This is a genomic window from Escherichia sp. E14S1, from assembly GCF_004211995.1.
Taxonomy (GTDB): Bacteria; Pseudomonadota; Gammaproteobacteria; order Enterobacterales; family Enterobacteriaceae; genus Escherichia.
Genome location: NZ_RHJQ01000001.1, coordinates 85,943 through 107,966 on the forward strand (window position 1 = coordinate 85,943; position 22,024 = coordinate 107,966).

Sequence of the window (22,024 nt, forward strand, 5' to 3'; positions counted from 1 at the left end):
CCGCAACACGTTGCGGGGCTTTTTACATTCGATAACCGGTAAAATGCGCATGGTGCGGCGTTAATCCGCAAATGCGCTTTGCAGGGAATACGGTATGAAGCAGCAGGCAGGCATTGGCATTCTTTTGGCGCTCACCACAGCAATTTGCTGGGGGGCGTTGCCAATCGCAATGAAGCAGGTGCTGGAGGTGATGGAGCCTCCGACAATCGTGTTTTACCGTTTCTTGATGGCGAGTATTGGTCTTGGTGCCATTCTTGCACTGAAGAAGAGGTTGCCGCCATTACGCGTGTTTCGTAAGCCACGCTGGTTGATTTTGTTGGCAGTGGCGACCGCCGGGCTGTTTGGGAACTTCATCCTGTTCAGCTCATCTTTGCAATACCTGAGCCCGACCGCTTCGCAGGTGATTGGGCAACTCTCGCCGGTTGGCATGATGGTTGCCAGCGTATTTATCCTGAAAGAGAAAATGCGCAGCACTCAGGTTGTAGGGGCATTGATGCTCCTGAGCGGCCTGGTCATGTTTTTTAATACCAGTCTGGTCGAGATATTTACAAAGCTCACCGATTATACCTGGGGAGTTATCTTTGGGGTCGGTGCGGCGACGGTCTGGGTGAGTTATGGCGTGGCGCAAAAGGTTTTATTGCGTCGGCTGGCCTCACCGCAGATTCTGTTTTTGCTGTACACTTTATGTACAATTGCGCTCTTCCCTCTGGCAAAGCCAGGGGTGATAGCGCAGCTTAGCCACTGGCAGCTCGCATGTTTAATTTTTTGCGGACTGAATACCTTGGTAGGATATGGCGCCCTGGCGGAAGCGATGGCTCGCTGGCAGGCAGCGCAGGTGAGTGCGATCATCACGCTCACCCCACTGTTTACGCTGTTTTTTTCAGATCTTTTATCACTGGCCTGGCCCGATTTCTTCGCCAGACCGATGTTAAACCTTTTAGGTTATCTCGGTGCGTTTGTCGTGGTTGCGGGCGCGATGTATTCCGCCATTGGTCATCGTATTTGGGGCGGATTACGTAAGCATACAACGGTGGTATCGCAACCCCGCGCAGGCGAATGATTTACGGAGAATAAAATGAAGTTTGTTGATGAAGCATCGATTCTGGTCGTTGCAGGTGATGGCGGTAATGGTTGCGTGAGCTTCCGCCGCGAAAAATATATTCCGAAAGGCGGCCCGGATGGCGGCGACGGCGGTGACGGTGGTGACGTATGGATGGAAGCCGACGAGAACCTGAACACGCTTATCGATTATCGTTTTGAAAAATCTTTCCGTGCAGAGCGCGGTCAGAACGGCGCAAGCCGCGATTGTACCGGTAAGCGCGGTAAAGACGTGACGATTAAAGTGCCGGTAGGTACGCGTGTAATCGACCAGGGTACCGGTGAAACCATGGGCGATATGACCAAACACGGTCAGCGTCTGCTGGTTGCCAAGGGCGGCTGGCACGGTCTGGGCAATACCCGTTTCAAATCGTCCGTTAACCGTACACCACGGCAGAAAACCAACGGTACGCCGGGCGATAAGCGCGAGCTGCTGCTGGAGCTGATGCTGCTGGCTGATGTCGGTATGCTGGGGATGCCAAATGCCGGTAAATCGACATTTATCCGCGCTGTCTCGGCGGCTAAACCGAAAGTAGCGGACTATCCGTTTACCACTCTGGTACCAAGCCTGGGCGTGGTACGTATGGACAACGAGAAGAGCTTCGTTGTTGCTGATATCCCGGGGTTGATTGAAGGCGCTGCGGAAGGCGCAGGTCTGGGCATTCGCTTCCTGAAGCACCTGGAACGTTGCCGCGTCCTGTTGCACCTCATCGATATCGATCCGATTGACGGCACCGATCCAGTTGAAAACGCGCGTATTATTATCAGCGAGCTGGAAAAATACAGCCAGGATCTGGCGGCGAAACCACGCTGGTTAGTCTTCAACAAGATCGACCTGCTGGATAAAGCAGAAGCTGAAGAGAAAGCGAAAGCGATCGCTGAGGCGCTGGGCTGGGAAGATAAATATTATCTGATCTCTGCGGCGAGCGGACTGGGCGTGAAAGATCTCTGCTGGGATGTGATGACCTTTATCATTGAAAACCCGGTCGTGCAGGCAGAAGAAGCGAAACAGCCTGAGAAAGTCGAATTCATGTGGGATGATTATCACCGTCAGCAGCTTGAAGAGATTGCTGAAGAGGATGATGAAGACTGGGATGACGACTGGGACGAAGACGACGAAGAAGGCGTTGAGTTCATTTACAAGCGTTAATCACTGATGACCAATGCCAAATAAGCCTGATGCGCTACACTTATCAGGCCTACAAGATGATTGCAATATATTGAATTTGCAAGATTTTGTAGGACGGATAAGGCGTTCACGGCGCATCCGGCATAAACAAAGCGCACTTTGTCAATAATCTGAAACCCCGGCCATGTGCCGGGGTTTCTTTTTGACTAATTGTTCTGGTAAATATCTTTATACAAACGGCTTTCAAAACGTACCAACGGAATACGGCGATTGCGCTGATCCGCGGGTTCAACTGCATAACCAGAAAGATATTGTACGAACGCCATTCGTTGCCCACTTGCTGTGGTGATGAATCCTGCCAGGTTATACACGCCCTGCAACGAACCTGTTTTCGCTGAAACTTTACCATCTACGCCCGCTTGATGCAGACCTGCACGGTACTGCAACGAACCATCGTAGCCTGCTAAAGGTAGCATTGAGATAAAGTTAAGCTCATTGTCGTGTTGGGCAATGTATTGCAGCACCTGCATCATGGTGGCTGGTGCAATCAGGTTATGCCGTGAAAGCCCCGAACCATCTGCAATAATCGTGTTGCCAATATCCACACCCGCCTGCTTACGCAGGATCTGACGCACGGCGTCCGACCCGGCACGCCATGTCCCCGGGACATTAAAGCGCGCATGACCAATCATGCGAAAGACGGTATCGGCGATCATGTTGTCGGACTTTTTCAGCATAATCTTAAGCAGATCGTGCAAAGGGGCCGACTGTTTACTGGCAACCACCGTTCCTGGGTCGTTAACCTGCGTTTGTCGCAGTAGCGTGCCGGAATAGGTAATGCCTGCCTGTTTTAACTCATCTTTCAGAATCGCTCCGGCGTAGCTGGCGCCATCCTGTACGGCAAAAGCCAACGGTAGCGGCTCTGAACGTTGTGGTAGGCATCCGGTTAACGTAAAGCGGTTAAGGTCGCCTGGCACCACATCCAGCTCGCAATATTGCGCTTCGGCTGAACCTCGGGGGAGAGTGCGTACCTGGCTGAACATAGTCACAGGGTAATAAGAGGCCACGCGAACAAAGGCCATATCACCGGGTTTTTGGGCACTGTAGAGCGAGACGGAAAAGCAATTGCGGTCAACAATGGCGGCGGCAGGCGGGGCGCTAAAGCATTGTGTCATATCGTTCCAGGGCCAGCCGGGGGCTTTATCGTGACTGGCAAAAATTGACGTGTCTATGAACACATTGCCATCGATTTGGGAGACGCCTGATTTTTTCAGGGTCGCCACCATATTACGAATATCCTGACGTTTTAGCGTCGGATCGGCACCAAATCGCGCCACTAAGTCACCCTTGAGTACGCCGTTCTCCACATTGCCTTTGGTTTCAAGTGTAGTGGTGAAACGAAAATCGGGGCCAAGTTGAATCAACGCCGCCAGCGCAGTGATCACCTTCTGCGTACTGGCGGGCAGCGCCATTTGCTGACTATGGTAATCAATAGCGGGGGCAGACGCGCCGACTTTTTGCACCATCAGGGCAAGGTTGGCGCCAGCGGGGAGTTGAGTAATGTACTCATCAACATTCGCGGCCTGAACACTGAACGCTATACAGCTGGTCAATCCGATGATAAATCTGGAAAATCGCATAATCTCGCGCTAACAACCTGGAATCGAGCCGTCATACTACGGCGCAACGCCCTATAAAGTAAACGATGACCCTTCGGGAACTTCAGGGTAAAATGACTATCAAAATGTGAATTATTGCTGGCCTGGGACCTGTTCCCGGGTCGGTATTTTTTTGCTTCTGGCCCCGACGAGGAGTTGTGCCGGGCATGCCGAACAGCCGGGGCGAGTGGAGACTCTCCCCATCAGGAATATTCAAGAGGTATAACAAATGCAAGCTATTCCGATGACCTTACGCGGCGCTGAAAAATTACGCGAAGAGCTGGATTTTCTGAAATCTGTGCGCCGTCCTGAAATCATTGCTGCTATCGCGGAAGCGCGTGAGCATGGCGACCTGAAAGAAAACGCCGAATACCACGCTGCGCGTGAGCAGCAGGGTTTTTGCGAAGGCCGTATCAAAGATATCGAAGCCAAGCTGTCGAACGCGCAGGTAATTGATGTCACCAAAATGCCAAACAATGGTCGCGTGATTTTTGGCGCTACCGTGACGGTTTTGAATCTGGATTCTGATGAAGAACAGACCTATCGCATCGTAGGCGATGACGAAGCTGACTTTAAACAGAACCTGATTTCTGTAAACTCGCCTATCGCTCGTGGACTGATTGGCAAAGAAGAAGATGATGTAGTGGTCATCAAAACGCCGGGCGGCGATGTAGAATTTGAAGTAATTAAGGTGGAATACCTGTAAGAATTACCCAATACTCAAAATGTTGATGTATTGTAAAGAAAGGAAAAAGGCCGCTATGCGGCCTTTTATCAACGAACAGAGCGTGGCATTTTGCTCTCCTGCTTGCGGAAAATCCCTCGTTTTACACAGCAAATGTGTGTAACTTTAGGATAATCTTAGCGTGGCAGCGAGATTTTACGTTCTTTAGTTGGACGATAAAGCACCAGCGTTTTACCGATGACCTGTACATTACAGGCGCCGGTTTCGCGCACGATAGCTTCCACGATCAAGGTTTTAGTTTCGCGATCTTCAGTGGCGATTTTCACCTTGATGAGTTCATGGTGCTCTAACGCTTGTTCAATCTCGGCCAGCACCCCTTCGGTCAAACCATTACTGCCAAGCAGAACAACTGGCTTGAGCGGATGTGCCAGACCTTTCAGGTGCTGTTTTTGTTTAGTACTCAGATTCATCGTATTTTTTTGCTTACGTTGGGATTGAAAACGGGTCATTCTACCGCCATCTCCCATATATCGCCAAATAGGCGCGTAAAAATTTACGCAATTGGTTACGATGAGTTATCCCAATGGGAAAGTTAAATGACAGGTAAGAAGCGTTCTGCCAGCTCCAGTCGCTGGCTTCAGGAACACTTTAGCGATAAATATGTTCAACAGGCACAGAAAAAGGGGTTACGTTCCCGTGCCTGGTTTAAACTTGATGAAATACAGCAAAGTGACAAACTCTTTAAACCGGGAATGACGGTTGTCGACCTTGGTGCTGCGCCAGGTGGTTGGTCACAATATGTGGTCACCCAAATTGGCGGCAAAGGCCGTATCATCGCTTGCGATCTTTTACCTATGGATCCTATCGTTGGTGTGGACTTTCTTCAGGGCGATTTTCGTGATGAACTGGTGATGCAAGCACTGCTGGAGCGCGTAGGCGACAGCAAAGTCCAGGTTGTCATGTCCGATATGGCACCAAACATGAGCGGAACACCGGCGGTGGATATCCCCCGTGCCATGTATCTGGTGGAACTGGCGCTAGAAATGTGTCGTGATGTATTAGCGCCAGGTGGCAGTTTTGTAGTGAAGGTGTTCCAGGGCGAAGGTTTCGATGAGTATCTAAGGGAAATTCGCTCCCTGTTTACGAAGGTCAAAGTTCGTAAGCCGGACTCTTCTCGTGCACGTTCGCGGGAAGTGTATATTGTAGCGACCGGGCGTAAACCCTAACCGGGAGATTTCAGACGAAAGTTTGAAAGCTGCTGGATATAGAGTATCCTGACGCTGTTTTTAACACAGTTGTAATAAGAGGTTAATCCCTTGAGTGACATGGCGAAAAACCTAATACTCTGGCTGGTCATTGCCGTTGTGCTGATGTCAGTATTCCAGAGCTTTGGGCCCAGCGAGTCTAATGGACGTAAGGTGGATTACTCTACCTTCCTACAAGAGGTCAATAACGACCAGGTTCGTGAAGCGCGTATCAACGGACGTGAAATCAACGTTACCAAGAAAGATAGTAACCGTTATACCACTTACATTCCGGTTCAGGATCCGAAGTTACTGGATAACCTGCTGACCAAGAACGTCAAGGTTGTCGGTGAACCGCCTGAAGAGCCAAGCCTGCTGGCTTCTATCTTTATCTCCTGGTTCCCGATGCTGTTGCTGATTGGTGTCTGGATCTTCTTCATGCGTCAAATGCAGGGCGGCGGTGGTAAAGGTGCCATGTCGTTCGGTAAGAGCAAAGCGCGCATGCTGACGGAAGATCAGATCAAAACGACCTTTGCTGACGTTGCGGGCTGCGACGAAGCAAAAGAAGAAGTTGCTGAACTGGTTGAGTATCTGCGCGAGCCAAGCCGCTTCCAGAAACTCGGCGGTAAGATCCCGAAAGGCGTCCTGATGGTCGGTCCTCCGGGTACCGGTAAAACGCTGCTGGCGAAAGCGATTGCAGGCGAAGCGAAAGTTCCGTTCTTTACTATCTCCGGTTCTGACTTCGTAGAAATGTTCGTCGGTGTGGGTGCATCCCGTGTTCGTGACATGTTCGAACAGGCGAAGAAAGCGGCACCGTGTATCATCTTTATCGATGAAATCGACGCCGTCGGCCGCCAACGTGGCGCAGGTCTGGGCGGTGGTCACGATGAACGTGAACAGACTCTGAACCAGATGCTGGTTGAGATGGATGGCTTCGAAGGTAACGAAGGTATCATCGTTATCGCCGCGACTAACCGTCCGGACGTTCTGGACCCGGCGCTGTTGCGTCCTGGCCGTTTCGACCGTCAGGTTGTGGTTGGCTTGCCAGATGTTCGCGGTCGTGAGCAGATCCTGAAAGTTCACATGCGTCGCGTACCATTGGCACCAGATATTGACGCGGCAATCATTGCCCGTGGTACTCCTGGTTTCTCCGGTGCTGACCTGGCGAACCTGGTGAACGAAGCGGCACTGTTCGCTGCTCGTGGCAACAAACGCGTTGTGTCGATGGTTGAGTTCGAAAAAGCGAAAGACAAAATCATGATGGGTGCGGAACGTCGCTCCATGGTGATGACAGAAGCGCAGAAAGAATCGACTGCATACCACGAAGCAGGCCATGCGATTATCGGTCGCCTGGTGCCGGAACACGATCCGGTGCACAAAGTGACGATTATCCCGCGCGGACGTGCGTTGGGTGTGACTTTCTTCTTGCCTGAGGGCGACGCAATCAGCGCCAGCCGTCAGAAATTGGAAAGCCAGATTTCTACGCTGTACGGTGGTCGTCTGGCAGAAGAGATCATCTACGGGCCGGAACATGTTTCTACCGGTGCGTCCAACGATATTAAAGTTGCGACCAACCTGGCACGTAACATGGTGACTCAGTGGGGCTTCTCCGAAAAACTTGGTCCGCTGCTGTACGCGGAAGAAGAGGGTGAAGTGTTCCTCGGTCGTAGCGTGGCGAAAGCGAAACATATGTCCGATGAAACTGCGCGTATCATCGACCAGGAAGTGAAGTTACTGATTGAGCGTAACTACAATCGTGCGCGTCAGTTGTTGAACGACAACCTGGATATTCTGCATGCAATGAAAGATGCGCTCATGAAATATGAAACCATCGATGCACCGCAGATTGACGACCTGATGGCACGTCGCGATGTACGCCCGCCAGCGGGCTGGGAAGAACCAGGCGCTTCTAACAATTCTGGCGACAATGGTAGTCCAAAGGCTCCTCGTCCGGTTGATGAACCGCGTACGCCGAACCCGGGTAACACCATGTCAGAGCAGTTAGGCGACAAGTAAGTTCCCGCATCAGATGACTGTATTTGTACCGAAAACCCCGGGGCGTGCTCCGGGGTTTTTTCTTATCAATTCATACCAGGGATAACACCATGAAACTCTTTGCCCAGGGCTCTTCACTGGACCTTAGCCATCCTCACGTAATGGGGATCCTCAACGTCACGCCTGATTCTTTCTCCGATGGCGGCACGCATAATTCGCTGATTGATGCGGTGAAACATGCGAATCTGATGATCAATGCTGGCGCAACGATCATTGACGTTGGCGGCGAGTCCACACGTCCAGGGGCTGCGGAAGTGAGCGTTGAAGAAGAGTTGCAGCGTGTTATTCCAGTCGTTGAGGCAATTGCGCAACGATTTGAAGTTTGGATCTCGGTAGATACATCCAAACCGGAAGTGATCCGTGAGTCAGCGAAAGCAGGCGCTCACATCATTAATGATATCCGCTCCCTTTCCGAACCTGGCGCCCTCAAAGCTGCTGCTGCAACTGGTTTGCCAGTATGCCTGATGCATATGCAGGGAAATCCAAAGACTATGCAGGAAGCGCCAAAGTATGACGATGTCTTTGCCGAGGTAAATCGCTACTTTGTTGAGCAAATAGCACGCTGCGAACAGGCTGGTATCGCAAAAGAGAAATTGTTGCTCGACCCCGGATTCGGTTTCGGTAAAAATCTCCATCACAACTATGCATTACTGGCGCGTCTGGCTGAATTTCATCATTTCAACCTGCCGCTGTTGGTGGGTATGTCACGAAAATCGATGATTGGACAGCTGTTGAACGTGGGGCCGTCCGAGCGCCTGAGCGGTAGTCTGGCCTGTGCGGTCATTGCCGCAATGCAAGGCGCGCACATTATTCGTGTTCATGACGTCAAAGAAACCGTAGAAGCGATGCGAGTGGTGGAAGCCACTCTGTCTGCAAAGGAAAACAAACGCTATGAGTAATCGTAAATATTTCGGTACCGATGGGATTCGTGGTCGTGTTGGGGATGCGCCGATCACGCCTGATTTTGTGCTTAAGCTGGGGTGGGCTGCGGGTAAAGTGCTGGCACGTCATGGTTCCCGCAAGATTATTATCGGTAAAGACACCCGTATTTCTGGCTATATGCTGGAGTCGGCGCTGGAGGCGGGTCTGGCGGCTGCCGGTCTTTCCGCACTCTTCACTGGCCCGATGCCAACACCGGCCGTGGCTTATCTGACGCGTACCTTCCGCGCCGAAGCTGGGATTGTAATTTCTGCATCACATAACCCATTCTATGATAACGGGATCAAATTCTTTTCTATTGACGGCACCAAGCTGCCGGATGCAGTTGAAGAAGCCATTGAAGCTGAAATGGAAAAAGAGATCAGCTGCGTTGATTCGGCAGAACTGGGTAAAGCCAGCCGTATTGTTGATGCTGCGGGCCGCTATATCGAGTTTTGCAAAGCCACGTTCCCGAACGAACTTAGTTTGAGCGAACTGAAAATTGTGGTGGATTGCGCCAACGGCGCGACTTATCACATTGCGCCGAACGTGCTGCGCGAGCTGGGAGCGAATGTTATCGCTATCGGTTGTGAGCCGAACGGCGTAAACATCAATGCCGAAGTGGGCGCAACTGATGTTCGTGCGTTACAGGCGCGCGTACTGGCTGAAAAAGCAGATCTCGGTATCGCCTTTGACGGTGACGGTGACCGCGTGATTATGGTTGACCATGAAGGTAATAAAGTCGATGGCGATCAGATCATGTATATCATCGCGCGTGAAGGTCTTCGTCAGGGCCAGCTGCGTGGTGGCGCGGTGGGTACATTGATGAGCAACATGGGGCTGGAACTGGCGCTGAAACAGTTAGGTATTCCATTTGCTCGTGCGAAAGTGGGCGATCGCTACGTACTGGAAAAAATGCAGGAGAAAGGCTGGCGCATCGGTGCCGAGAACTCCGGTCATGTGATCTTGCTGGATAAAACCACTACCGGTGATGGCATTGTTGCAGGTTTGCAGGTCCTGGCGGCGATGGCGCGTAACCATATGAGTCTGCACGACCTTTGCAGTGGTATGAAAATGTTCCCGCAGATTCTGGTTAACGTGCGTTACACCGCAGGTAGCGGCGATCCGCTTGAGCATGAATCAGTCAAAGTAGTGACCGCAGAAGTTGAAGCGGCGCTGGGTAGCCGTGGACGTGTGCTGTTGCGTAAATCCGGCACCGAACCGTTAATTCGCGTGATGGTAGAAGGTGAAGACGAAGCGCAGGTAACCGAATTTGCGCATCGCATCGCTGACGCGGTAAAAGCCGTTTGATTCGATAGCTAACTGGCTAAAAAGGCGGCGATTGTCGCCTTTGTTCTTCTTAAGTACATCGGTTTTGCTGTTTTTTTCCGCAGTTGATACAATGCAATAAAATTGCCCTTGCGAAGGTCATTCGCTTTGGTTAGTATTCACACCCGCTTCAGTGGGAAAGATTAAAAACTCCCGCTTTATTGGTTGAAGCATTGGTACGCGGCAACTCCGCAAGGAACAGGTTGATTATGTACGAAGCTCTTTTAGTAGTTTTCCTTATTGTAGCAATTGGCCTTGTAGGTCTGATCATGCTGCAGCAAGGTAAAGGCGCTGATATGGGAGCCTCCTTCGGAGCAGGCGCTTCCGCTACGCTGTTTGGTTCAAGTGGTTCTGGTAACTTCATGACCCGCATGACGGCGCTGCTGGCAACGTTATTCTTCATCATCAGTCTGGTGCTGGGTAACATCAACAGCAACAAAACCAATAAAGGTAGCGAATGGGAAAACCTGAGTGCACCGGCGAAAACCGAACAAACTCAGCCAGCTGCTCCGGCTAAGCCGACCAGCGATATCCCGAACTAAAAAGTAGTATCCGTGCCGAGGTGGTGGAATTGGTAGACACGCTACCTTGAGGTGGTAGTGCCCAATAGGGCTTACGGGTTCAAGTCCCGTCCTCGGTACCAAATTCCAGAAAAGAGACGCTGAAAAGCGTCTTTTTTCGTTTTAATGACCCGTCCTGAATGTCATCAACTTGACCAATTTCCGTAGTCTTTCGAACGTCAAACAAATCGGCGCAATAGTTCGTTCAGCTTCAGTTTTGCATGCGACAAGCGATATTAATCAACTCATGACATTGGCCAGCTTTGCTGGAACAGACATCTAAATCGTTATGCGCGATCACATTATATTGGTCGTAAAAAAGGCCGCATTGGCGGCCTTTAGCATGAAAGCTCTGAGATTACTTAACTTTATTTTCCAGATTCTCCACCTGCGGCACGCCCGAAGAGGCGGAGGAGGAGAGCAGTCCAGTTTTGGCATAACCGAACAGCTTCTCGCGGGTATCGGTAATATCCAGGTTACGCATGGTCAGTTGACCAATACGATCTTCAGCCGTAAACATAGAGTCGCCTTTCTCCATGGTCAAACGCTCTGCTTTATAGGTCAGGTTGTCAGAGACGGTATTGAGGATCGAGTAGTCGTTCCCGCGACGCAGTTCCAGCGTCACTTCACCTGTTATCTGGCTGGCAACCCAGCGTTGCAGAGAGTCACGCAGCATCAGCGCCTGGGAGTCAAACCAACGCCCCTGGTACAGCAGACGGCCCAATTGACGACCATGTGCATGATACTGCTCAATGGTGTCTTCGTTGTGAATACCGGTCAGCAGACGTTCATACGCAATGTGCAGCAGTGCCATCCCCGGAGCTTCGTAAATACCCCGGCTTTTCGCTTCGATGATACGGTTTTCAATCTGGTCGCTCATGCCCAGCCCGTGACGACCGCCGATGCGGTTAGCTTCCAGCATCATTTCTACGTCGTCGCTAAAGGTTTTACCGTTCAGCGCCACTGGATGACCTTGCTCAAAGCGTACTGTGACTTCTTCTGCCGGGATCTTCACGCTCTCATCCCAGAACTTCACGCCCATAATCGGGTTGACGATTTTGACGCTGGAGTTGAGGTATTCCAGATCCTTCGCTTCATGCGTTGCACCAAGCATGTTGGAGTCCGTGGAGTAGGCTTTTTCGACAGACATTTTGTAGTCGAAACCGCAGGCAATCATAAATTCAGACATTTCATGACGGCCGCCCAGTTCATCAATAAAGTCAGTATCAAGCCACGGTTTGTAAATCTGCAGTTCAGCATTGGTCAGCAGACCGTAACGATAGAAACGTTCGATATCGTTTCCTTTATAGGTGCTGCCGTCACCCCAGATATTCACGCCATCTTCTTTCATGGCAGCAACCAGCATGGTGCCGGTCACGGCGCGGCCCAGCGGCGTCGTGTTGAAATAGGTCAGGCCGCCAGTAGTGTTATGGAAAGCGCCACACTGAATAGCGGCAATACCTTCGGCGACCAACTGTTTGCGGCAGTCGATCAGACGTGCGTTCTCCGCGCCGTATTCCATGGCACGACGAGGGATCGCATCGTAATCCTCTTCGTCTGGCTGGCCCAGGTTTGCAGTATATGCATAAGGAACCGCTCCCTTTTTTCGCATCCACAGCAGTGCGGCACTGGTGTCCAGACCGCCAGAAAAAGCGATGCCAATACGTTGACCTACCGGGAGATGCTTGAGAATCGTCGTCATAAAATAACACCCTGCTTAATTAACTGATGATGAGCCTGGATTTCCGCTCTAACTGAATTTTTATGCAAAATAAATGAGTTTTCATTTAATCATCTTTTATCCGAGACAGGAAGAGTTTAGTGTGTTTTTTGTAAAATAATGCGCTTAAGGGAGAGCAGGAGAAGACAAAAGTATTCAACAAATGAAAGTGAACTGGATATTCATTCATGTGATTAGCAATAAATGTTGACAAAATGTGGCATGGATCACTATAATGCCTGCAGATTTTACGTCCCGTCTCGGTACACCAAATCCCAGCAGTATTTGCATTTTTTACCCAAAACGAGTAGAATTTGCCACGTTTCAGGCGCGGGGTGGAGCAGCCTGGTAGCTCGTCGGGCTCATAACCCGAAGGTCGTCGGTTCAAATCCGGCCCCCGCAACCACTTTCCCTTAGAGTTCTTTTTCAAATATACTGTGAAGACTTTGGCCTTCGTAGTGGGATTTGAAAAAATCCTTCTGGAAAGTGCTCCAGACCGCAGTTGCGGTTATAGGGTTCAGTTATATAAAGCCCCGATTTATCGGGGTTTTTTGTTATCTGACTACAGAATAACTGGGCTTTAGGCCCTTTTTTTATGTCTTGGGGGTGGGCTTGTCCACATTAGAGCAAAAATTAACAGAGATGATTACTGCGCCAGTTGAGGCCCTGGGTTTTGAGCTGGTTGGCATCGAGTTTATTCGCGGTCGCACATCCACACTGCGCATCTATATTGATAGTGAAGATGGCATCAATGTTGATGATTGTGCTGATGTGAGCCACCAGGTAAGTGCTGTGCTGGATGTTGAAGATCCCATCACCGTTGCTTATAACCTGGAAGTCTCCTCACCGGGTCTCGATCGCCCACTGTTCACGGCTGAACACTACGCCCGTTTTGTCGGAGAAGAGGTGACTCTGGTTCTCCGTATGGCGGTACAAAACCGTCGTAAATGGCAGGGCGTTATCAAAGCGGTAGACGGTGAAATGATCACAGTTACCGTCGAAGGTAAAGATGAAGTGTTCGCGCTGAGTAATATCCAGAAGGCGAACCTGGTTCCCCACTTTTAATAGTCTGGATGAGGTGAAAAGCCCGCGATGAACAAAGAAATTTTGGCTGTAGTTGAAGCCGTATCCAATGAAAAGGCGCTACCTCGCGAGAAGATTTTCGAAGCATTGGAAAGCGCGCTGGCGACAGCAACAAAGAAAAAATATGAACAAGAGATCGACGTCCGCGTACAGATCGATCGCAAAAGCGGTGATTTTGACACCTTCCGTCGCTGGTTAGTTGTTGATGAAGTCACCCAGCCGACCAAGGAAATCACCCTTGAAGCCGCACGTTATGAAGATGAAAGCCTGAACCTGGGCGATTACGTTGAAGATCAGATTGAGTCTGTTACCTTTGACCGTATCACCACCCAGACGGCAAAACAGGTTATCGTGCAGAAAGTGCGTGAAGCCGAACGTGCGATGGTGGTTGATCAGTTCCGTGAACACGAAGGTGAAATCATCACCGGCGTGGTGAAAAAAGTAAACCGCGACAACATCTCTCTGGATCTGGGCAACAACGCTGAAGCCGTGATCCTGCGCGAAGATATGCTTCCGCGTGAAAACTTCCGCCCTGGCGACCGCGTTCGTGGCGTGCTTTATTCCGTTCGCCCGGAAGCGCGTGGCGCGCAACTGTTCGTTACCCGTTCCAAGCCGGAAATGCTGATCGAACTGTTCCGCATTGAAGTGCCAGAAATCGGCGAAGAAGTGATTGAAATTAAAGCAGCGGCTCGCGACCCGGGTTCTCGTGCGAAAATCGCGGTGAAAACCAACGATAAACGTATCGATCCGGTAGGTGCTTGCGTAGGTATGCGTGGCGCGCGTGTTCAGGCGGTTTCTACTGAACTGGGCGGCGAGCGTATCGATATCGTCCTGTGGGATGATAACCCGGCGCAGTTCGTGATTAATGCGATGGCACCGGCAGACGTTGCTTCTATCGTGGTGGATGAAGATAAACACACCATGGATATCGCCGTTGAAGCCGGTAACCTGGCGCAGGCGATTGGCCGTAACGGTCAGAACGTGCGTCTGGCTTCGCAGCTCAGCGGTTGGGAACTCAACGTGATGACCGTTGACGACCTGCAGGCTAAGCATCAGGCGGAAGCGCATGCAGCGATTGACACCTTCACCCGTTATCTCGACATTGACGAAGACTTCGCGACTGTCCTGGTAGAAGAAGGTTTCTCAACGTTGGAAGAACTGGCCTATGTGCCGATGAAAGAGCTGTTGGAAATCGAAGGCCTTGATGAGCCGACCGTTGAAGCACTGCGTGAGCGTGCTAAAAATGCACTGGCCACCATTGCACAGGCCCAGGAAGAAAGCCTCGGTGATAACAAGCCGGCTGACGATCTGCTGAACCTTGAAGGGATAGATCGTGATTTGGCATTCAAACTGGCCGCCCGTGGCGTTTGTACGCTGGAAGATCTCGCCGAACAGGGCATTGATGATCTGGCTGATATCGAAGGGTTGACCGACGAAAAAGCCGGAGCACTGATTATGGCTGCCCGTAATATTTGCTGGTTCGGTGACGAAGCGTAATAAACTGTAGCAGGAAGGAACAGCATGACAGATGTAACGATTAAAACGCTGGCCGCAGAGCGACAGACCTCCGTGGAACGCCTGGTACAGCAATTTGCTGATGCAGGTATCCGGAAGTCTGCTGACGACTCTGTGTCCGCACAAGAGAAACAGGCTTTAATTGACCACCTGAACCAGAAAAATTCAGGTCCGGACAAATTAACGCTGCAGCGTAAAACACGCAGCACCCTTAACATTCCTGGTACCGGTGGAAAAAGCAAATCGGTACAAATCGAAGTCCGCAAGAAACGCACCTTTGTGAAACGTGACCCGCAAGAGGCCGAGCGCCTTGCGGCGGAAGAGCAAGCGCAGCGTGAAGCGGAAGAGCAAGCCCGTCGTGAGGCAGAAGAATCGGCCAAACGCGAGGCGCAACAAAAAGCTGAACGTGAGGCCGCAGAACAAGCTAAACGTGAAGCCGCTGAACAAGCGAAACGTGAAGCTGCGGAAAAAGACAAAGTGAGCAATCAACAAGACGATATGACTAAAACCGCCCAGGCTGAAAAAGCCCGCCGTGAGCAGGAAGCTGCAGAGCTCAAGCGTAAAGCTGAAGAAGAAGCGCGTCGTAAACTCGAAGAAGAAGCACGTCGCGTTGCTGAAGAAGCACGTCGTATGGCGGAAGAAAATAAATGGACTGATAACGCGGAACCAACTGAAGATTCCAGCGATTATCACGTTACTACCTCTCAACATGCCCGTCAGGCAGAAGACGAAAGCGATCGTGAAGTCGAAGGCGGCCGTGGCCGTGGTCGTAACGCGAAAGCAGCGCGTCCGAAGAAAGGCAACAAACACGCTGAATCAAAAGCTGATCGCGAAGAAGCGCGTGCAGCGGTACGTGGCGGTAAAGGCGGAAAACGTAAAGGTTCTTCGCTGCAGCAGGGCTTCCAGAAGCCTGCTCAGGCCGTTAACCGTGACGTTGTGATCGGCGAAACCATCACCGTTGGCGAACTGGCTAACAAGATGGCGGTTAAAGGCTCTCAGGTCATCAAAGCGATGATGAAACTGGGCGCAATGGCAACCATCAACCAGGTTATCGATCAGGAAACCGCACAGCTGGTTGCTGAAGAGATGGGCCACAAAGTTATCCTGCGTCGTGAAAACGAGCTGGAAGAGGCGGTAATGAGCGACCGTGACACGGGTGCTGCGGCTGAACCGCGCGCGCCGGTTGTGACCATCATGGGTCACGTTGACCACGGTAAAACCTCTCTGCTGGACTACATTCGTTCAACGAAAGTGGCCTCTGGCGAAGCGGGCGGCATTACCCAGCACATTGGTGCATACCACGTTGAAACTGAAAACGGTATGATCACCTTCCTGGACACCCCGGGGCACGCCGCGTTTACTTCAATGCGTGCACGTGGTGCGCAGGCAACGGACATCGTAGTCCTGGTTGTTGCTGCAGACGACGGCGTAATGCCGCAGACCATCGAAGCTATCCAGCACGCGAAAGCGGCGGGTGTTCCGGTAGTGGTTGCTGTGAACAAAATCGATAAACCAGAAGCCGATCCGGATCGCGTTAAGAACGAACTCTCTCAGTACGGCATCCTGCCAGAAGAGTGGGGCGGCGAAAGCCAGTTCGTACACGTATCTGCAAAAGCGGGTACCGGTATTGATGAACTGCTGGATGCTATCCTGCTGCAGGCTGAAGTCCTTGAACTGAAAGCCGTACGTAACGGGATGGCGAGCGGTGCGGTTATCGAATCCTTCCTCGATAAAGGCCGTGGTCCGGTTGCTACTGTGCTGGTACGCGAAGGTACTCTGCATAAGGGCGATATCGTTCTGTGTGGCTTCGAATACGGGCGTGTTCGTGCGATGCGTAACGAACTGGGTCAGGAAGTGCTGGAAGCGGGTCCGTCCATTCCGGTGGAAATCCTCGGCTTGTCCGGTGTTCCGGCTGCGGGTGATGAAGTTACCGTTGTACGTGACGAGAAGAAAGCACGTGAAGTTGCACTGTACCGTCAGGGCAAATTCCGCGAAGTTAAACTGGCTCGTCAGCAGAAATCTAAACTCGAGAACATGTTCGCCAACATGACCGAAGGCGAAGTTCACGAAGTGAATATCGTCCTGAAGGCAGACGTACAGGGTTCTGTGGAAGCGATCTCCGACTCCTTGCTGAAACTGTCTACTGACGAAGTTAAAGTGAAGATCATCGGTTCTGGTGTAGGTGGTATCACCGAAACCGACGCCACCCTGGCTGCGGCGTCCAACGCTATCCTGGTTGGCTTTAACGTTCGTGCTGATGCCTCTGCACGTAAAGTGATTGAAGCGGAAAGCCTGGATCTGCGTTACTACTCCGTCATCTATAACCTGATCGACGAAGTGAAAGCGGCGATGAGCGGTATGCTGTCTCCTGAACTGAAACAGCAGATTATCGGTCTGGCGGAAGTTCGTGACGTGTTCAAATCGCCGAAATTTGGTGCCATTGCAGGCTGTATGGTTACCGAAGGTGTGGTTAAACGTCACAACCCGATCCGCGTCCTGCGCGACAACGTGGTTATCTACGAAGGCGAGCTGGAGTCCCTGCGCCGCTTCAAAGATGATGTTAACGAAGTCCGTAACGGTATGGAATGTGGTATCGGCGTTAAGAACTACAACGACGTCCGCACTGGCGATGTGATCGAAGTATTCGAAATCATCGAGATCCAACGTACCATCGCTTAAGGTTTTTAGGGTTCCATGCGGGATAAGGCGTTTACGCCGCATCCGGCATGGATTGCCTGATGCGACGCTGGCGCGTCTTATCAGGCCTACGTGAACAGCCCTTCCACCTGAAATTAATTTTAAAAAGGGGCTAACAGCCCCTTTTTTGTCAGGAGAATTTATTATGGCGAAAGAATTTGGTCGCCCGCAGCGCGTAGCGCAGGAAATGCAAAAAGAGATCGCTCTCATCCTGCAGCGTGAAATTAAAGATCCTCGTCTGGGCATGATGACCACCGTTTCCGGTGTCGAAATGTCTCGTGACCTGGCGTATGCCAAAGTATATGTGACGTTCCTCAACGACAAAGATGAAGACGCGGTTAAAGCGGGCATCAAAGCGTTGCAGGAAGCTTCTGGTTTCATCCGCAGCCTGCTGGGTAAAGCGATGCGTCTGCGTATCGTGCCGGAACTGACCTTCTTCTACGACAACTCACTGGTTGAAGGGATGCGTATGTCAAACCTGGTGACCAGCGTGGTCAAACATGACGAAGAGCGTCGTGTTAACCCGGACGACAGCAAGGAGGACTAATGAGTCGTCCTCGTCGTCGCGGTCGCGACATTAACGGCGTTTTGTTGCTGGATAAACCGCAGGGGATGTCCAGCAACGATGCGCTGCAAAAAGTGAAACGTATATATAACGCCAATCGTGCCGGACACACCGGTGCGCTGGACCCGCTGGCAACTGGCATGTTGCCGATTTGCCTCGGGGAAGCGACGAAGTTTTCCCAGTATCTGCTGGACTCCGACAAACGCTATCGGGTGATTGCGCGTCTTGGACAGCGTACCGATACTTCCGACGCCGATGGACAAATCGTTGAAGAGCGCCCGGTAACCTTTAGTGCAGAACAACTGGCGGCGGCACTGGATACTTTCCGTGGTGACATCGAACAGATCCCTTCGATGTATTCCGCACTGAAATATCAGGGCAAAAAACTGTACGAATACGCGCGTCAGGGCATTGAAGTTCCACGTGAAGCGCGCCCGATTACCGTTTATGAATTGCTGTTTATTCGCCATGAAGGCAATGAGCTGGAGCTGGAAATTCACTGCTCAAAAGGCACTTATATCCGCACTATCGTTGACGACCTGGGTGAAAAACTCGGCTGTGGCGCGCATGTTATTTACCTGCGCCGTCTGGCGGTAAGTAAATATCCGGTTGAACGGATGGTGACCCTGGAGCACCTGCGTGAACTTGTTGAGCAAGCTGAACAGCAGGATATTCCGGCTGCGGAGTTACTTGATCCATTACTGATGCCAATGGACAGTCCAGCTTCGGACTATCCGGTGGTGAATCTTCCGTTAACGTCTTCTGTTTACTTCAAAAATGGTAACCCAGTTCGTACATCTGGTGCGCCGCTGGAAGGACTGGTTCGTGTTACAGAAGGTGAGAATGGCAAGTTTATCGGTATGGGTGAAATTGACGATGAAGGCCGCGTAGCGCCTCGTCGCCTGGTGGTTGAATATCCGGCGTAATGTTAACCGTCTTGCGATAACAGGTCGCTACGAGTAGAATACTGCCGCTTAACGTCGCGTAAAATATTTAACACTTTGCGTAACGTACACTGGGATCGCTGAATTAGAGATCGGCGTCCTTTCATTCTATATACTTTGGAGTTTTAAAATGTCTCTAAGTACTGAAGCAACAGCTAAAATCGTTTCTGAGTTTGGTCGTGGTGAAAACGACACCGGTTCTACTGAAGTTCAGGTAGCACTGCTGACTGCACAGATCAACCACCTGCAGGGCCACTTTGCAGAGCACAAAAAAGATCACCACAGCCGTCGTGGTCTGCTGCGCATGGTTTCTCAGCGTCGTAAACTGCTCGACTACCTGAAACGTAAAGACGTAGCACGTTACACCCAGCTCATCGAGCGCCTGGGTCTGCGTCGCTAATTCTTGCGAGTTTCAGAAAAGGGGCCTGAGTGGCCCCTTTTTTCAAACTGACGGCAGCAATTCACTGGAAACTAATGTATTGTTGCTATGAATGATCTTCCGTTGCAGAGGTTCGCGCGGCTAATGAGAGGCTTTACCCACATTTGGCTGGGTTAGGGTTGTCATTAGTCGCGAGGATGCGCAGAAGATCGGGTATTAACACCAGTACCGTAAGGTGCTGTCTAAGAAAGAAAAGGGTATTACATTGCTTAATCCGATCGTTCGTAAATTCCAGTACGGCCAACACACCGTGACTCTGGAAACCGGCATGATGGCGCGTCAAGCCACTGCCGCTGTTATGGTTAGCATGGATGACACCGCGGTATTTGTTACCGTTGTCGGCCAGAAAAAAGCCAAACCAGGTCAGGACTTCTTCCCACTGACCGTTAACTATCAGGAGCGTACCTACGCTGCTGGTCGTATCCCGGGTAGCTTCTTCCGTCGTGAAGGCCGCCCAAGCGAAGGCGAAACCCTGATCGCGCGTCTGATTGACCGCCCGATTCGCCCGCTGTTCCCGGAAGGCTTCGTCAACGAAGTTCAGGTTATCGCCACCGTGGTTTCTGTTAACCCGCAGGTTAACCCGGATATCGTCGCGATGATTGGTGCTTCCGCAGCACTGTCTCTGTCTGGTATTCCGTTCAATGGTCCGATTGGTGCTGCCCGCGTAGGTTACATCAATGACCAGTACGTACTGAACCCGACTCAGGACGAGCTGAAAGAGAGCAAACTGGACCTGGTTGTTGCCGGTACGGAAGCTGCTGTGCTGATGGTTGAATCTGAAGCTGAACTGCTGAGCGAAGACCAGATGCTGGGCGCAGTAGTGTTCGGTCATGAACAACAGCAGGTTGTTATTCAGAACATCAATGAACTGGTGAAAGAAGCCGGTAAACCGCGTTGGGACTGGCAGCCGGAGCCGGTAAACGAAGCGCTGAACGCGCGCGTTGCTGCACTGGCTGAAGCTCGTCTGAGCGATGCTTACCGCATCACCGACAAACAAGAGCGTTATGCGCAGGTTGACGTCATCAAATCTGAAACCATCGCGACGCTGCTTGCTGAAGATGAAACCCTGGACGAAAACGAACTGGGTGAAATTCTGCACGCTATCGAGAAAAATGTTGTTCGTAGCCGCGTACTGGCAGGCGAACCGCGTATCGACGGTCGTGAAAAAGATATGATCCGTGGTCTGGATGTGCGTACTGGCGTGCTGCCGCGTACTCACGGTTCTGCGCTGTTCACCCGTGGTGAAACGCAGGCGCTGGTTACCGCAACGCTGGGTACTGCACGTGACGCGCAAGTTCTTGATGAACTGATGGGCGAACGTACTGACACCTTCCTGTTCCACTACAACTTCCCTCCGTACTCCGTAGGCGAAACCGGCATGGTCGGTTCTCCGAAGCGTCGTGAAATTGGCCACGGTCGTCTGGCGAAGCGCGGCGTGCTGGCAGTAATGCCGGATATGGACAAATTCCCGTACACCGTACGTGTTGTGTCTGAAATCACCGAATCCAACGGTTCCTCTTCTATGGCTTCCGTGTGCGGCGCGTCTCTGGCGCTGATGGACGCAGGTGTGCCGATCAAAGCCGCTGTTGCGGGTATCGCAATGGGTCTGGTGAAAGAAGGCGACAACTACGTTGTACTGTCTGACATTTTGGGTGACGAAGATCACCTGGGCGATATGGACTTCAAAGTTGCGGGTTCCCGCGACGGTATCTCTGCACTGCAGATGGATATCAAAATTGAAGGTATCACCAAAGAGATCATGCAGGTTGCGCTGAACCAGGCTAAAGGTGCGCGTCTGCACATCCTGGGTGTAATGGAACAGGCGATCAACGCGCCGCGTGGCGATATCTCTGAGTTCGCACCGCGTATCCATACCATCAAGATCAACCCGGACAAGATCAAAGATGTTATCGGTAAAGGCGGTTCTGTAATCCGTGCTCTGACCGAAGAAACAGGCACCACCATCGAAATCGAAGATGACGGTACTGTGAAGATCGCAGCGACCGATGGCGAGAAAGCGAAACACGCAATTCGTCGTATCGAAGAGATCACTGCAGAAATCGAAGTGGGCCGCGTCTACAATGGTAAAGTGACCCGTATCGTTGACTTTGGCGCATTTGTTGCCATTGGTGGCGGTAAAGAAGGTCTGGTCCACATCTCTCAAATCGCTGACAAACGCGTTGAGAAAGTGACCGATTACCTGCAGATGGGTCAGGAAGTACCGGTGAAAGTTCTGGAAGTTGATCGCCAGGGCCGTATCCGTCTGAGCATTAAAGAAGCGACTGAGCAGTCTCAACCTGCTGCAGCACCGGAAGCTCCGGCTGCTGAACAGGGCGAGTAAGGTTGCCATTTGCCCTCCGCTGCGGCGGGGGGCTTTTAACCGGG

18 protein-coding genes and 2 tRNA genes are annotated in these 22,024 nt (G+C 51.6%); 17 read left to right on the plus strand and 3 right to left on the minus strand.

The genetic code is table 11. The annotated features are described in order from the left end of the window. The first annotated feature begins 94 nt into the window (after nucleotides 1-94). Nucleotides 95-1,060, plus strand: a complete 966-nt coding sequence (locus tag D9734_RS00440; protein WP_130204588.1) for a DMT family transporter — start codon at nucleotides 95-97, stop codon at nucleotides 1,058-1,060. Between the two features lie 15 nt (nucleotides 1,061-1,075). Continuing rightward, the gene (cgtA, locus tag D9734_RS00445; RefSeq protein ID WP_000673561.1) at nucleotides 1,076-2,248 is read left to right on the plus strand and encodes an Obg family GTPase CgtA; all 1,173 of its coding nucleotides are present in this window, start codon (nucleotides 1,076-1,078) and stop codon (nucleotides 2,246-2,248) included. Nucleotides 2,249-2,433: 185 nt separating this feature from the next. Here the strand turns inward: cgtA and dacB are convergent, their stop codons facing one another. Further along, a complete protein-coding gene (gene dacB / locus D9734_RS00450) occupies nucleotides 2,434-3,867 on the minus strand; it encodes a serine-type D-Ala-D-Ala carboxypeptidase (protein ID WP_130204590.1) in 1,434 nt (477 codons plus the stop codon). A 247-nt stretch (nucleotides 3,868-4,114) separates the two neighbouring features. Here dacB and greA point away from each other — a divergent pair, with 247 nt between their 5' ends. Then, nucleotides 4,115-4,591 (plus strand): transcription elongation factor GreA, encoded by a 477-nt coding sequence (gene greA, locus D9734_RS00455; protein WP_064529530.1) that lies wholly within the window; start codon nucleotides 4,115-4,117, stop codon nucleotides 4,589-4,591. Between the two features lie 155 nt (nucleotides 4,592-4,746). Here the strand turns inward: greA and yhbY are convergent, their stop codons facing one another. After that, nucleotides 4,747-5,040, minus strand: a complete 294-nt coding sequence (yhbY, locus tag D9734_RS00460; protein ID WP_001054420.1) for a ribosome assembly RNA-binding protein YhbY — start codon at nucleotides 5,038-5,040, stop codon at nucleotides 4,747-4,749. Between the two features lie 126 nt (nucleotides 5,041-5,166). Between yhbY and rlmE the strand changes: the two genes are divergently transcribed. From rlmE to D9734_RS00490, 6 genes are all read left to right on the plus strand, one after another. Further along, nucleotides 5,167-5,796 (plus strand): 23S rRNA (uridine(2552)-2'-O)-methyltransferase RlmE, encoded by a 630-nt coding sequence (gene rlmE / locus D9734_RS00465; protein WP_130204592.1) that lies wholly within the window; start codon nucleotides 5,167-5,169, stop codon nucleotides 5,794-5,796. A gap of 99 nt (nucleotides 5,797-5,895) precedes the next feature. After that, nucleotides 5,896-7,830 (plus strand): ATP-dependent zinc metalloprotease FtsH, encoded by a 1,935-nt coding sequence (ftsH, locus tag D9734_RS00470; protein ID WP_064529531.1) that lies wholly within the window; start codon nucleotides 5,896-5,898, stop codon nucleotides 7,828-7,830. Nucleotides 7,831-7,919: 89 nt separating this feature from the next. Beyond that, the gene (gene folP, locus D9734_RS00475; protein ID WP_130204594.1) at nucleotides 7,920-8,768 is read left to right on the plus strand and encodes a dihydropteroate synthase; all 849 of its coding nucleotides are present in this window, start codon (nucleotides 7,920-7,922) and stop codon (nucleotides 8,766-8,768) included. Further along, nucleotides 8,761-10,098, plus strand: a complete 1,338-nt coding sequence (gene glmM, locus D9734_RS00480) for a phosphoglucosamine mutase (protein ID WP_023352747.1) — start codon at nucleotides 8,761-8,763, stop codon at nucleotides 10,096-10,098. Before folP ends, glmM begins: the two co-directional genes overlap by 8 nt. A gap of 227 nt (nucleotides 10,099-10,325) precedes the next feature. After that, nucleotides 10,326-10,658 (plus strand): preprotein translocase subunit SecG, encoded by a 333-nt coding sequence (secG, locus tag D9734_RS00485; protein ID WP_001295556.1) that lies wholly within the window; start codon nucleotides 10,326-10,328, stop codon nucleotides 10,656-10,658. Between the two features lie 14 nt (nucleotides 10,659-10,672). Continuing rightward, nucleotides 10,673-10,759, plus strand: a tRNA-Leu gene (locus D9734_RS00490). A 275-nt stretch (nucleotides 10,760-11,034) separates the two neighbouring features. Here D9734_RS00490 and argG read toward each other — a convergent pair. Then, complete coding sequence (gene argG, locus D9734_RS00495) at nucleotides 11,035-12,378, minus strand: argininosuccinate synthase (RefSeq protein WP_130204596.1); 1,344 nt, start codon at nucleotides 12,376-12,378, stop codon at nucleotides 11,035-11,037. A 347-nt stretch (nucleotides 12,379-12,725) separates the two neighbouring features. On the opposite strand from argG, the gene D9734_RS00500 reads away from it, so the two are divergent. From D9734_RS00500 to pnp, 8 genes are all read left to right on the plus strand, one after another. Then, nucleotides 12,726-12,802 (plus strand) — tRNA-Met (locus tag D9734_RS00500). A gap of 206 nt (nucleotides 12,803-13,008) precedes the next feature. Then, complete coding sequence (gene rimP / locus D9734_RS00505) at nucleotides 13,009-13,461, plus strand: ribosome maturation factor RimP (protein WP_001300397.1); 453 nt, start codon at nucleotides 13,009-13,011, stop codon at nucleotides 13,459-13,461. A gap of 27 nt (nucleotides 13,462-13,488) precedes the next feature. Further along, the gene (gene nusA / locus D9734_RS00510) at nucleotides 13,489-14,976 is read left to right on the plus strand and encodes a transcription termination factor NusA (protein ID WP_130204598.1); all 1,488 of its coding nucleotides are present in this window, start codon (nucleotides 13,489-13,491) and stop codon (nucleotides 14,974-14,976) included. 24 nt (nucleotides 14,977-15,000) lie between these two features. Continuing rightward, nucleotides 15,001-17,673, plus strand: coding sequence for a translation initiation factor IF-2 (infB, locus tag D9734_RS00515; protein ID WP_130204600.1), 2,673 nt, complete (start codon nucleotides 15,001-15,003; stop codon nucleotides 17,671-17,673). A 163-nt stretch (nucleotides 17,674-17,836) separates the two neighbouring features. Beyond that, nucleotides 17,837-18,238: a 30S ribosome-binding factor RbfA gene (rbfA, locus tag D9734_RS00520; protein ID WP_001040205.1), complete on the plus strand. Its 402-nt coding sequence runs from the start codon at nucleotides 17,837-17,839 to the stop codon at nucleotides 18,236-18,238. Next, the gene (truB, locus tag D9734_RS00525) at nucleotides 18,238-19,182 is read left to right on the plus strand and encodes a tRNA pseudouridine(55) synthase TruB (RefSeq protein WP_130204602.1); all 945 of its coding nucleotides are present in this window, start codon (nucleotides 18,238-18,240) and stop codon (nucleotides 19,180-19,182) included. Before rbfA ends, truB begins: the two co-directional genes overlap by 1 nt. A gap of 148 nt (nucleotides 19,183-19,330) precedes the next feature. Then, on the plus strand, nucleotides 19,331-19,600 hold the full coding sequence (gene rpsO / locus D9734_RS00530; protein ID WP_000059470.1) for a 30S ribosomal protein S15: 270 nt from the start codon (nucleotides 19,331-19,333) through the stop codon (nucleotides 19,598-19,600). Between the two features lie 244 nt (nucleotides 19,601-19,844). Beyond that, the gene (gene pnp, locus D9734_RS00540; protein ID WP_001298330.1) at nucleotides 19,845-21,980 is read left to right on the plus strand and encodes a polyribonucleotide nucleotidyltransferase; all 2,136 of its coding nucleotides are present in this window, start codon (nucleotides 19,845-19,847) and stop codon (nucleotides 21,978-21,980) included. The last annotated feature ends 44 nt before the right edge of the window (nucleotides 21,981-22,024 follow it).